Source organism: Nostoc sp. UHCC 0870 (assembly GCF_022063185.1).
Classification (GTDB): Bacteria; Cyanobacteriota; Cyanobacteriia; order Cyanobacteriales; family Nostocaceae; genus Trichormus.
Window position 1 is genome coordinate 5076598 of sequence record NZ_CP091913.1, and the last position, 13325, is coordinate 5089922.

A 13325-nucleotide genomic window follows, 5' to 3' on the forward strand; every position below is an offset into this window, starting at 1 on the left:
CTATAGCACTGACGCACCCTACAGTTGGATATTTTGTCAAAGCACATTATTAGTTTCCTATCATTCGGCTAACTTGTGCCAAGGGTAATGGTTTGCGTTGAAGACTTTGAAAATGATCAATTTTTTGCAGTTGAGAATTTGCAGTATTAAAGTTGCTTAAATTCAGCAAAACAATATCTTCATAAACTTTATCTTGCGGAATTTTTATCTCTAAAATTAATTCTTGTAAATTATTTTGAGTAATGGCAAGATTTAGATATTTCAAAAACGATTCTCTTTTTTTAGAACGGACGCTGAGTAAATACCAATTACCATTAATAGGTGCTGGTAATGATGGTTCTATAGGTTGTACTGGGGGCATATTTTGCGGCGGTGCTGGAGGTGATGTATCTGGCAATCTTAAAATTTCTCAGAGAGTTTTAGTTTAGCAAATAAAGAATAGGAACTATATATTGACAAAATTGCCTAAATATGTTAAATTTCATCGAAAAATTTAGAGAGTAAGAAGGAGAGCAGGGTGGTTTCATACAACCAGAGAAAAAAATAAACCTAGCTTTCAAAGCCTCTCCCCCCGTGGGGGAGAGGTTTGGAGAGGGGTAAAAATCTCGGCTACAAAACGAAAAATCAAAACTTATAGATTTTTCTTTTTTCGTATGAAACCACCCTGCTCCCCGCACGCAAGGAGAGGGGGCTATGATGTACCTCATGTGATTAGGAAACGCTATACCACCCATTGCAGAACAAAAACGGATTGTAGAGAAGTGCGTAGGCGTAGCCAGGCGTAGCCAGTCGCAGACATCGCCTGATGTCCCTCTGCAATACCCTAGAAGCCGAACTAAAACAAGGGCAAGACAGCAGCGAGAAACGTTGCGAATTGGTTTAACTCCTTTGCCAAATTTTAATGGTTTTATCCAAACTCCCACTCACCAACATATCGCCGGAACTGGTAAAAGTCAGCGCGGTGACAATATCAGTGTGACCTGTAAAGGTAGCCAATAACTCGCCAGAGTCAAAATGCCATAACTTGATAGTTTGGTCAGCACTACTGCTAGCAATAATTTGTTCATCAGGACTAAGCGCGATCGCATACACTTTATCTGTATGTCCCTTAAGAGTGCGAATTAATTTACCACTCTCCAGATGCCAAATTTTAATGGTCTGATCCCAACTACCACTTACCAGCCATTGACTATCTGCACTGATTGTCAAAGCACGGACAATGTGACCGTGACCCGTGAGGGTATGTAGGGGTTCTTTGTCTTTGAGATTCTTCGTATTCCAGGGTTCTGAGGTGTGCCAGACTTTGATTTTACGATAGCTACCAGTTACTAAAGTTTGACCGTCACGGCTTAACGCCAAGGAATGAGCAGCCGTATCATCTAAAGACAGGATGGCTTTTACCTGACGACTCATCAAATCCCAAAAGAAGATTTTTCTGTCATCCCCACCAGTGGCTAACATTTGTCCATCGGGAGTGAAAGCAACGCAGCGCACCACGCCATGATGTTTGTGCAGAATATCTATTAAATCTAATGCGCCTGTATGCCAAATTTTAATTGACGAATCTGCGCCACCACTCACCAACATCTGTCCGTCTGCACTAAAAGCTAGGGAACTAATTTCATCTATTAGTCCAGAAAATACCCAAGGATATTCTGACAAAGTATCGATTAAATCACCCTTGCTTAAATCCCATAACTTCGTCTCTCCATGACTACCACTAGCTAATATTGGTGTAATTATGCCGTTGTCATACTTAGAATTAAAAGCTAAACAATTAATTCCTTTAGTATGTCCTTTTAACGTCTGCCAACATTCCCAATCACCAATAATTTCTTTTTTAGGATGGTCTGATGATAGAGTCTGAATTGTTTCAGGGATGGTTCTTTCAACAACTATTGGCAAGATATCTTTTTTAATATCTTTTTTAAGAGTTAATGATTCTAAATACCAACTTAAACCCCCGGAATACAACAAGTTACTAGGAGCAACATACATTTTGGGTTCTGTTAATCCGATTTGATGGGTGGGTAAAAAGCCAGCAATCACAGCTTGTTTTTCACAACCCAACTTACCAGTAGATGGATAAAATAGACACAGAAAAATTAATACTTGGTGATGTCTTAAATCATCTTGAGTGACTGACCACCTGATTTTATCTTTCTTAATGCCATTAAAACTTTCGCCATCAGCAACATAAACTTGTACACTCAATTTAGGGTTATCTGCTAGCAAGTAAGTAAACTTACTTTCACCCCGCAAGTTACCTTCATCGTCTAGCACCATATTCTGCACGGTGTCTTGGGGAATTTTCTTCAGTAGCTTCCCTAGACGCGTGCTGATGATGCGATCGACTATTTGCTCACGCAAAATATAATCTTCCGCTTGCTGCTGGAAATATGTGGGAAAAGGGATAGTCCAATCAGGGGGTTCGGGATATTCAGGGGGTATGGGAGGCGGATTTTTCGCCAGGATTTTGGCTTGTTGGCGAGAAAATTCGATAATTTTTGCCAAAGGCTCTCCACAAAATGCCATCACTTCGCTGTGACACCCTCTAACTTGACTTTCTAACAAAGATAGATCGTAAGTTTTGGGTTTTTTCACACGTTGAAGGAAGTCAGCCTGTTGAGCTTTGAGTAAGCTAATCCAATCCATCTGCATTCCTGCGGCACAATGTTGCATACTTAAGGTAAGCTATACCAATGCAATGACTCAAGTTTATAACTTCTAGTTAATTAAAAATTCCGTAATCCTCGCAGTCTAATAGAACACAATCAAAGGTAGAATTTGCAGAGAGTATCCACCATAAAGGATGAAGACCCTTGATTGAGAACGGGACTGAAGTATTGAGAATTTAAATGATGTCCGTCAATTCTAACTAACCTTAACAATAAGATACTGTTGCCCTAGAAACAGTTATATTTTTAAAGACGAGTATTCGTTGAGATGCTTAGAAAGCCTCAACTCAACAAGATGATTTAAAAGTAAGCTAATGTTACAAAATCAGCTAGATATACTTGTAATTTGTCATCTAAAGATACATTTTCACCAATTTTAAGTTTTATTTTCCGGCGTAGAAGATTCATTCCTTAAGATATAAGCATCGTTTGATTCTAATTGTTTAATTTTTTTGTGCAAATCAAATTCTTCACTACTGACTATTGTTTCTAAATCGGCAATTCTTTGCTCTAATATCTCTATCGGTTCACCTGATAAGGATTTGGATGGTGATTTTTTATCATCAGAACGCCAGACAGCAACTGTACTAGCAACTGCACCCCCAATAGCTGCTAACGGGAGGATGGGGCCACTTCGAGTCACAGCCGAGAGTGGAATACAAATTACGAACATCCCAACGGTCATTCCCCAAATTTTAGAGGTAGCAGTAACCCTGACATCTTCCTGTGGTTGTTGAGCCATAAATTTTGCCTAGAGGATTTACTTAACTAGATTCGCACGATCGCCGATAAAAATACCTCCCACGTTAGGGTTAAATATAATTACGCCTTCACGTCTGATACAATCCTTTGAGCGTAATTGATTTTTATTCAAAATTCCTATGACAAGTACATCTCACATTTTCCTTGTAGGAGCTAGTCGCGGTGTTGGTAAAGAAATTGCCAATTACTTGAGTAAACAGAATATTCAAGTCACCGCACTGCTCAGAAACGAAACATCCCGTGCTGAACTAGAAGCAATGGGAGTTGAGGTAGTTTTAGGAGATGCTTTAAATATAGATGACCTAGAACGTGCCATCATCACAGACAAACCGATTCACGCTGTTATCAGTACGCTAGGCGGTTTACCTACAGACCAAGAAAAACCAGATTATTTAGGAAATAAGAATATCATTGATGCCGCAGTGAAAGCTGGTGTACAGAAGTTTGTTCTGGTAACTTCCATTGGGACTGGTAACAGTGTCGGTGCTTTGTCTCCCCAAGCTTTAAACGCACTGCAAACAGTCTTAGTAGAAAAGGACAAAGCCGAACAACATTTAATTGCTAGTGGATTGACTTACACGATTATCCGTCCTGGTGGGCTAAAATCAGAGCCAGCCACAGGTAACGCTGTGTTAACGGAAGACACAAGCATTGTTGGGAGTATCCATCGCGCAGATGTAGCAGAGTTAGTTTGTCGTTGTTTAAATGCTGAGAGTGCGAATAATAAAGTCCTGTCAGCAATAGATAAGAATATGCTCTTTACACAAACAGAATTTGTTGAGTTTAAACTAGATTAGTGGGGGACTGGGGATTGGGGACTGGGGACTGGGGACTGGGGACTGGGGACTAATAACTAATAACTATTTATCTATGCCAAATACTATTTCAATTACTGATTCACTAGTTCCTAATCCTGTACCGAAATCAACAATCATTCGGTTAGAAAGCATCTTTAAAATCTACGGTAGGGGAGAAACTGAAGTTAAAGCCCTCAATGATGTAAATCTTGTCATCAATGAGGGTGAATACTGTTCCATTATGGGGCCTTCAGGTTCAGGTAAATCTACAGCTATGAATATTATTGGCTGTCTAGATCGTCCCACTACAGGACATTACTATTTAGATAACGTCGATGTGGCGCAAATGAATGACGCAGACTTGGCGCATATCCGTAATAAAAAACTGGGGTTTGTCTTTCAACAATTCCATCTATTACCCCAACTCAGCGCATTAGAAAACGTGATGCTGCCAATGATATATGCTGGTGTTAATCCTAGCGAAAGACGCGATCGCGCCGCCGAAGCACTCACCAAAGTCGGTTTAGCCAATCGCATCAACAACAAACCCACTCAACTATCAGGCGGACAACAACAAAGAGTAGCGATCGCCCGTGCGATTGTCAACCGTCCCGTTGTCCTGCTAGCTGATGAACCTACCGGCGCACTCGATTCACACACCACCCAAGAAGTATTAGATATTTTTACCGAACTTAATACTAGTGGTATCACGGTAGTTATGGTGACACACGAACCAGAAGTTGCTCGTCAAACCCGGCGTATTGTCTGGTTTCGGGACGGTCAAGTTGTAAATTCCCACCTCACACCTGAAGAATTAATTCGTAATTCGTAATGGGCTGCGCCCCGCTACGCTAACGTAATTCGTAATACTCGCAAAGCGAGAAGCAAGCTACGTAATTCGTACTCAGACGGAATTAATTGCACAAATTTTTTCCTGTCACCTGTCACCTGTCACCTGTCACCTATCTACGCCAATGAAATTGAATTCCCTACTTCACAGAATTATTGCCAATAGTCTGTAACTTCGTAACCTAGTTCTTCTAGCATTTGCCGGAGTAGGGGTAAACTAAGTCCGATAACGTTGCTGTGACAACCTTCTATTTTTTCTACAAATAGACTACCAAAACCTTCTAGAGCGAATGCACCAGCACACTTGAGGGGTTCACCTGTAGCTACATAGGCTTGAATAGCGCGATCGCTAATTTGAGCAAAATATACTCTTGTCACCTGACATTTAACTATAGTGCGGTTTTGGTCAACATCAATTAACACATGACCTGTGTATAAATCGCCAAAGCTACCCCGCATTAATTGCCAACGTGCGATCGCTTCATCTGCATCTGCTGGTTTACCGTGAATCTTACCATTGATTGCTAATACTGAATCGCAACCCATAATCAATCCTGATGCAAACTGCGGTACTACAGTTTCCGCCTTGCTTTGAGCCAGAATTTGAACTAACTGTCCAGGTTCAGTGATTTGAACTTGTGACTCATCAAAATCACTAGGACGGACTATTGGTTCAATACCAACAGTTTGCAGCAAGCGTCTTCGCGCCGGGGAAGCAGAAGCTAGTACGAATTGGGGAATTTTCATCAGATTTTTGGGTAAGAGTCAACACTCATTAGTTACTCTACCTTGTCTCCAATGCCCAATTCCCCATTCCCCATTTAATACACAGAAAAAGAATTGACTACATCTTTCATCATGTTTTTAACTCTTTGCCAACGTCTTTCAGGAATAGAGGCATTAAAGGTAAAAAGTTTACCACGGCTCACAGCAACACTAGTCACGTTGTGCCGTTTTTGCTGATCGGGAAGTGTTACCAAATACTCAAGAATATAATATATTTTCCCATCAGATTCTTGTTCTAGGGCGTTAACCAATTCAGCCGAACGTCCAGAGTCAGCAGGTGCTAAAGCTGACTTACCCAACTTGTATCCTACTTCCGTTGGTGTTCCTAATTCTTTTAATGTTTTGTTCTCTGGCACAGGACTAATAATCACAGAGACATTTTCTGATATCTCAATTAAATCGTGAAACACAACATCAGGTCCATCGGCAACTTTTACCTGCAACCAGCCATTAGGGTATAAAAATTCATAGCCATCAGTTGTGTCTACAAAGCTTTTGAATCCGGCAGCAGAGGCAATATTAGGATTACTTAAGCTGAAACTTAATACCAATAGCAAAATAAATACAAGTCTTTTCCACATTTTTACAGTTTCCTTTCGGCTGGAAGCAACACAAGCAAGCATAATTTCTCATTTTCATTGTCCCATCAACTGTGTCGCTTCGCATTATTTCGCAAATTTTGTAGTTGAGGATCACTAACTATATGCTTACCACTAACGAATTACGCTGGTTTCATCCTGGTACGCTTCCATCAGATATTCTGGTTTGGTTTCAGCAAAATTGTTTGATTGATCAATTGCAACCACCAGAAGTAAGAGAAGATATTTATCTATATGTGCCAGGATCTAATTTTTTGGGAATCAAACTCCGACAAGGTAGGCTGGAAGTCAAATGGCGCAAGGCAGAACTAGGTATAGTTGATTTTAGTAAATTAGTATCAGGAAAAGTCGAAACATGGGCTAAATGCTCCTGTAGCGATTCCACCGGGGAAATTTTTCAACCTGCAACAGTTTTAGGAAATGCTGCTTGGATAAGTGTGCGGAAAGTTCGCTATTTACAGCTTTATCGAATTTTGCCAGATTTTTCAGTAATACCACTTACTAATCATGAAAATATCAATAACGGCTGTAGTGTGGAAATTACGCAATTACTAGTTCAAGATTCTCCTTGGTGGAGTCTGGCTTTTGAAGCTAATGGTGATGATGTGCGACTAATGGCAAATCTTCAAGCAACAGCTAATTGGGTATTCAATACTTACCAAAGTGCAGCATTACAGGCTGCTAATTCCTACGCTTATCCTCACTGGTTGGGACTTAATAACTAATAAATCTGCAACACAACTAGCGTCATATCATCAGTGTTTTGTCCATCGTGGCCAATAAATTGCTGTACCTGATCAAACAGGTAATCAACAATTTCCTGTGGACTGTTACAGAACCTACAAGCTGTATGGAAGGCAGCAACAAAATTTTCTTCGTCGAAGCGATCGCCACTAGCCGCCGCCGCATCAGTCAAACCATCTGTATAATAAATAACTGTATCCCCAGGTTCTAACTGTACCTGGGCATCTTCATATTGGCTATTCGCATCCAAGCCAATTAACATTCCCAAGGTATCCAAACGGCTAATACTTTTCGTCGCTGCGTGCCACCACAACGGAGGGTTATGTGCCGCATTACTATAAGACAAAACGCGATTGTGCGGATTATATTCCGAGTAAAACAGCGTTATAAAGCGGTGAGAATTTTCCAAATCTGCATACATGACTCGATTCAAGTTTTGCAGCACTCCCCCTGGAGAATTACCATGCAAAACCTCTCCTCGCAGCATTCCCCGCATCATTGTCATAATTAGACCAGCCGGGACACCTTTCCCCATGACATCCCCAATTACCAAACCCCAACGTCCTGCATTCTGACTACTGTTAATAATGTGGGGATAAATTTGACTGTGATTCGTGGGAATAAAATCATAGTAGTCTCCACCTACACGATTAGCAGGTTTACAGCGTGCTGCCAAGACAGCACCAGGAATCGCAGGACATTGACGGGGTAGAAGTCGCCTTTGAATCTCCGCACCAATTTCTAATTCTTGGTCTAGGCGTTCTTTTTTTCTCAGTTCTACTGCTAGTTCATCATTTTCAATCGCTACCGCCGTTTGATCTGCTACTAGCCGCACTAACTTTTGTCTGGTTTCTGTCCAGCTATATTCCGGGTCGCGGCTGAGTACATATAACCATCCCCGTTCTGTGTGCTTGACCAAAATTGCTGTGCCGAAAATCTGCACATCCGGCCCCAAGTGGCGGTGCATCTGCGCGTCCAAAATCCCTGTAGCTGTGGCGAGGGGTGCGCTATTGGCTGCTAGTGAAACTTGACTACTAGCTGTTTCTAAAGCTTTGCGGATGTTTTTGCGTTGGCGACTATCTTGCCAATGTAACTGCTCTAACCTAATTTGACCATTGGGCTTATAAAGAAACAGCGCACTACCATCAGCATCTGTAACTCTTGTCGCCATTAATGGAATCAGTTCCAAAAACTGATTCAAATTATTAAAGCTTCTGAGGGCAAATCCCAAAGAACTCAGCAAATCTTGAATTTTATTCTGTTCCCGGTGCAACCTTGCCACGAGTTCTTTGAGTGCTACAACTGGTGTGACATCGGTTGTTGTAGCACTATTATTGTTGTCAGTAGGTTGAGATGGCACTTGAGACACAGTTACAGTTAATATTGCACTGGAAAAATAGACATTAGATTACTTATACAATTTTTGCCTTGACATTGCTAAACCATATTGGGTCAAGATTTGTCACGTTAGCAAGAGTAAAAAGACGTAAGACATAACTCGATACAAGTATTGCATTGGGTTATAAAACTTATATCTCAAGAGAGGAATGTTAATAAATGCAGTTTTAGGCAAAAATTGCTCCGTAAAAATCAGCAATTATCCTTCTCTATGGGAAAAAAGTTTACCCTTACACATCACAATTAGCAAATCATACATCTTTAGATATAGAAATTCCGAACTATTCAGACGTTTTTTGATGAATTCAAAAAAGAACTATAAATGTTGATAACACATAAATGCAAAAAAGCACATCATGCCATACCTAACTCGCATTTCTCACAAACAGTAGGGGCTGGTTCACAGATATGCTCTAATCATTCACTAATATTTCACTCAACCCACCCCTACAGACTCTGGACTGAGGTGGCAATAATTGGTAATAAATCCGGGCTAAGTGCAGTATTAGTGGGAAATTTTAGCTTGAACTAGAAAAATGGGGCATTGGGCATTGGGGTAGATTGACATCCTCCCACCGCTAACCCTTGCGGGTGTAGCGGGGGATTCCTAAGACTCACGACTTAGGTTTCTGTTTCTTCCCATTACTGGTTTTTCGCAACTGCCCTTTAGACTTATGCCTATCAGGTCTTATGTTCGCTCCACAGACTGTAACGGTGTGTCCCACCGCCAAAATATTTCGACTGGCGTTGATATCCCTGTCGTGGTGTGTTCCGCAGTTGGGACAGTCCCACTCTCTGATATTCAACGGCAGTTTATCAACAATATGTCCGCAGTTGCCACAGCGTTTAGAACTGGGAAACCATCGGTCAATTTTTACCAAGTTTCGACCATACCACTTGGCTTTGTATTCCAGTTGCCTCACCAACTCGCCCCATGCAGCATCACTGATAGCACGGGCAAGTTTGGGATTCTTGACCATATTCTTAACTGCCAAATCCTCAACCACTATCGTTTGGTTTTCACGAATCAGTCGAGCTGTCAGTTTGTGGGTATAGTCTTTTCTGGAATCAGAGATTTTAGCTCGTCGCTCACCCCGTTGTCTGTCGTTGCTACGCAACAACTCGACTCAGGGGTGAAGCTTCTCGCTTCCATTCCTCTCACCGCCAAACTGCGTTGTGGCGGGAGTCTCCTGGGGGTGTTAGATGATTCTGCCTTCTGCCTCCTGCCGTTATTTTTGACTTTTGAATTTTGAATTTTGAATTCCGCTACGCGGTGCTAGCCACTCAATAGGGCTTCGACAAATTCATAACTAGAGAAAGGACGTAGGTCTTCCATTCCTTCGCCTGCACCAATAAAACGGATGGGTAAGCCTAGCTGTTGAACTACTGCGAGGGCTACGCCTCCCTTAGCCGTTCCATCGAGTTTAGTTAAGACTACGCCACTGAGTTGAGCGGCTTGGGAGAAGACTTCAGCTTGTCGCAATCCATTTTGACCTAAAGTAGCATCTAAAACCAAAAGTGATTCTATTTTGGCATTAGGGGCTTTTTTGTCGATAATTCGCCGGATTTTACTGAGTTCATCCATTAAATTTTTCTTATTTTGCAGTCTACCGGCGGTGTCCACCAAAAGTAATTCGGTTTCTCTGGCTTGAGCAGCTGCGATCGCATCAAATACCACGGCTGCCGGGTCAGTATTTTTACCAGGGTTGGCAATTACTTCTACACCACTTCTAGCACCCCAAACTTTTACCTGTTCTACCGCCGCCGCCCGGAAAGTATCGGCTGCGCCAATTAAGCATCGATAGCCAGATTTTTGGGCTAGGTGAGAAATTTTACCGATGGTGGTGGTTTTGCCTGCACCATTCACCCCAGTGATTAACCAAATATTTAGGGTATCCTTTTCGGGGGCAAAGCTGGCTGTATGGGTGGTCTTGAGGGGTGCTTCTAGCATATCCCGCAAGATTTGTTTTAAGTAGGCGATCGCTTCTTCTGGTGGTGTAACTTCTGAGAGCAGTTTTTTCTGGAGCGCACTGATAATATAATCAGTTGCCTCTACACCTACATCCGCTTGTAGCAGTAACGCCTCAATTTCTGTGACAGCCGCTTGGTTGAGTGGCCCTTGCCCAACAATTGCCTTCAGTTGGTTAAGGATATTTCGACGGGTTTTATCTAATCCTTCCCGCAGCTTTTTCAGCCAGGTAATTTCTTCAATAGAAATATCTTCCGGCCGCCTACCTTGTGATGCTAATACTTCAGCTGACCAAACAAATCCGTCATCAAAATCTAATCCAGGAATTGCTTCTACCGCTTCCGTTGTAGTCTCTACTGGTTGCACTACTTCGGGTTCAGGTACTTCAATCGCGCTGGCAATGAGTCGTTCCTGCTTGGCTGCTTGTTCTGCTGCTGCCCTTTCTAAAAAGGATAAAGTTGCAGGTTTTGCCGTTTCTTGGGTAATTTCTGGCTCTGTTAAAGTTTCGACAACAGTTGCAGTTTCTTCTACTATTTCTGGTGTATTAACAATTATTTCTGGAGACTCTTCAGTAGCTACTTCTGCTTCTGGGGTAGTTTCTGTAACTTCAGTTATAGCAGTTGTAGTTGCTTCAACTTCAGGCGTTTCCTCTGGTGTGGAAACATCTGTTAAGTCTGGTTGAGGCTGTTGTTTCTCTTGGATATTTTTATAAGCAGCTTTAGCAAACGCCAACAAGTCGGCCGTTGAGTCTGGCGCAGCGTCTGCTGTTGTTGGTGACGTTGCGGCTGACTCTGGTTGGGGTTCTTGTATCGGAGGTGTTTCTGCTGGTTGTGTATTCGGGGAATTTTTATCTTGACGATTGAACCAATTAAAAACCATTGCAGCTAGCGGTGTTAGTTGTTCTGTGAGGTAGGAGCTATGCGTTTATGAGTTAGAAGCTATGAGTTTAATTTAACTTGTTACTCTGATGTGGTGTGAAAACCTCCGGGTTATCCTCACCTGTTCGTCCTCCTCACTACCCACTCACAACTTACCACTCATGATGGTTCTTTTCGTGAACGTCTATGACTTTTGACTTTTTACTTCCCTCGTTCGCGTAGCGTCCCGTAGGGAAGCGACTTGACTTCCGCCCTGTGGGACTATGCAGGTTGTTTTTGCTCTGTGACTCGGCGCAGAACACCGTTAATAAACCTATGGCCTTCATCGCCACTGTAGCGTTTTGCTAGCTCTACAGCTTCATTAATGGCTACTCTATCTGGGAGATTGAAGAAGAGCATTTCTGACACAGCAATTCGCAGAATATCCCGATCAATTTGGGCTAAACGGGTAACTTGCCAATCTACTAAAGCCAAGGAAATTTGTTCATCAATGATAATGCGATGTTCGTTGATGATTTGGACAAGTTTGATGGCATATTTACCGACTTCCCGATCCTGATTGGCTAGCTGAATTAATTCAGGAAACTCTAGGGCTGCGCCTAACTGATTAATGGCCGTTTGGGTACATTCGATCGCCTCTTTGAGCATAGTTCTGGCAGTATTCAAGTCAGAGGCGCGAGTTTCACTAGTTAAAAGGCGATCGTGACTGCGTTGTAGCTCCCCAGTGGCGTTGTCTAAGCTATCTTGTACTTCTGCTCTAAGGGTACGGACTGTTGCTAACACCAGCTTGGGTAGGTGTTCTTCAGTCAATTTTTTGGGATTAACTGGTAACTGGCTCAGGCTTAAAAGTGCCAGTTCACGGGCTATTTGTTGAGGTTTACGGTCTTGCATAAAAATTTAACTGTTTCAGTAGTAATGTAATTTCAGAGTTACAAATCTATCAATTTTTATTGAGCCAAACAACCATATTATTCTGTTTGGCTACAAATTTACCGGATTATTTTTATGTTTCTTCGATCGGGATGATGGGATGCTGGATGTCAGTAGTTGACTTTTCTAGTTTTTGTTCTTTGGCGATCGCTAGAGGGGATAAGGGTGTATTGGGGGTGACAATCCCTCCAGAGACTATTACTTTAAAGGCATCTTCCACCGAAATAGACAGGTTGACTACATCATCTTCTGGAACTACGGCATACCATCCTGTGGTCGGGTTGGGGGTGCTGGGGATGAAAATACTTAACATGGGGCGAGACATTTGGGCTTGAATTTCATTCCCGATCGCACCTGTGACAAAAGCGATCGCCCATATTCCTTTGCGGGGATACTCTACTAAAATAACCCGCCGAAATTTGTTGTTAGAGTCTTTAAGGAGAGTTTCCAAAAGCTGTTTCAGCGTTTTGTATACCTGACCAGCTAAGGGAATCGCCTGTAATAATCGCTCACCAAAATCTAGCAACCACCGCCCAGCAATATTGCGAGCCATCAACCCAATCAACAGAATACTGAGTAATGGTACAGCTAGCCCTACCGCTAAATTCAGGAAATTTACTAGAATCGGGTGTAACCCATCAAAGGGATTTAGTTGTTTAGGAACTTGAGTAAGAAAGTTGATTACCCAATTAGCAATGGTAATCGTTAGCCAGATAGTCGTTGCTAGTGGAATCACTACCAACAACCCAGCAATTAAGTCATTCTTCAAGTCCTGTTTTAGACGGTCAATTCCCAAGCCCCTATTCTCCTTCTTTAGAATAGTGGAAGTTTCTTTATTCGTATTCATGCCATTAGATTTGTCCAATGATTAAGACATAACTTGTGATATTTTTTACCGCAAGTTACTATCTTCAACGACAAGTAGTTGAGTTGTT

13 protein-coding genes are annotated in these 13325 nt (G+C 42.0%); 3 read left to right on the forward strand and 10 right to left on the reverse strand.

Going from position 1 to position 13325, the window contains the following annotated elements; genetic code table 11:
* Positions 1-49: 49 nt before the first annotated feature.
* From L6494_RS21440 to L6494_RS21450, 3 genes are all read right to left on the reverse strand, one after another.
* Positions 50-397 (reverse strand): chromosome segregation ATPase, encoded by a 348-nt coding sequence (locus L6494_RS21440; RefSeq protein ID WP_237989781.1) that lies wholly within the window; start codon positions 395-397, stop codon positions 50-52.
* 482 nt (positions 398-879) lie between these two features.
* A complete protein-coding gene (locus L6494_RS21445) occupies positions 880-2655 on the reverse strand; it encodes a WD40 repeat domain-containing protein (RefSeq protein WP_237989782.1) in 1776 nt (591 codons plus the stop codon).
* A 399-nt stretch (positions 2656-3054) separates the two neighbouring features.
* Positions 3055-3420, reverse strand: coding sequence for a hypothetical protein (locus tag L6494_RS21450; RefSeq protein WP_237989783.1), 366 nt, complete (start codon positions 3418-3420; stop codon positions 3055-3057).
* Between the two features lie 139 nt (positions 3421-3559).
* Here L6494_RS21450 and L6494_RS21455 point away from each other — a divergent pair, with 139 nt between their 5' ends.
* Both L6494_RS21455 and L6494_RS21460 read left to right on the forward strand, forming a co-directional pair.
* Positions 3560-4237 (forward strand): SDR family oxidoreductase, encoded by a 678-nt coding sequence (locus L6494_RS21455; protein WP_237989784.1) that lies wholly within the window; start codon positions 3560-3562, stop codon positions 4235-4237.
* A 73-nt stretch (positions 4238-4310) separates the two neighbouring features.
* Entirely contained in the window at positions 4311-5069 is a 759-nt protein-coding gene (locus L6494_RS21460) for an ABC transporter ATP-binding protein (RefSeq protein WP_330911035.1), read from the forward strand.
* A 170-nt stretch (positions 5070-5239) separates the two neighbouring features.
* Here the strand turns inward: L6494_RS21460 and L6494_RS21465 are convergent, their stop codons facing one another.
* Complete coding sequence (locus L6494_RS21465) at positions 5240-5833, reverse strand: Maf family protein (RefSeq protein WP_237989785.1); 594 nt, start codon at positions 5831-5833, stop codon at positions 5240-5242.
* Positions 5834-5907: 74 nt separating this feature from the next.
* Positions 5908-6453, reverse strand: coding sequence for a photosystem II reaction center PsbP (gene psbP / locus L6494_RS21470; RefSeq protein WP_237989786.1), 546 nt, complete (start codon positions 6451-6453; stop codon positions 5908-5910).
* A 122-nt stretch (positions 6454-6575) separates the two neighbouring features.
* On the opposite strand from psbP, the gene L6494_RS21475 reads away from it, so the two are divergent.
* A complete protein-coding gene (locus tag L6494_RS21475; RefSeq protein WP_237989787.1) occupies positions 6576-7196 on the forward strand; it encodes a hypothetical protein in 621 nt (206 codons plus the stop codon).
* Here L6494_RS21475 and L6494_RS21480 read toward each other — a convergent pair.
* The 5 genes from L6494_RS21480 to L6494_RS21500 form a co-directional block, all read right to left on the reverse strand.
* Complete coding sequence (locus tag L6494_RS21480) at positions 7193-8584, reverse strand: PP2C family protein-serine/threonine phosphatase (protein ID WP_237989788.1); 1392 nt, start codon at positions 8582-8584, stop codon at positions 7193-7195. The two genes, L6494_RS21475 and L6494_RS21480, sit on opposite strands and share 4 nt — an antisense overlap.
* A 643-nt stretch (positions 8585-9227) precedes the next feature.
* Positions 9228-9731, reverse strand: coding sequence for a transposase (locus tag L6494_RS21485; RefSeq protein ID WP_237989789.1), 504 nt, complete (start codon positions 9729-9731; stop codon positions 9228-9230).
* A gap of 158 nt (positions 9732-9889) precedes the next feature.
* Complete coding sequence (ftsY, locus tag L6494_RS21490) at positions 9890-11461, reverse strand: signal recognition particle-docking protein FtsY (RefSeq protein WP_237989790.1); 1572 nt, start codon at positions 11459-11461, stop codon at positions 9890-9892.
* 260 nt (positions 11462-11721) lie between these two features.
* A complete protein-coding gene (gene nusB / locus L6494_RS21495; RefSeq protein WP_237989791.1) occupies positions 11722-12351 on the reverse strand; it encodes a transcription antitermination factor NusB in 630 nt (209 codons plus the stop codon).
* 112 nt (positions 12352-12463) lie between these two features.
* Positions 12464-13237, reverse strand: coding sequence for a DUF502 domain-containing protein (locus tag L6494_RS21500; protein ID WP_237989792.1), 774 nt, complete (start codon positions 13235-13237; stop codon positions 12464-12466).
* Between the last annotated feature and the right edge of the window lie 88 nt (positions 13238-13325).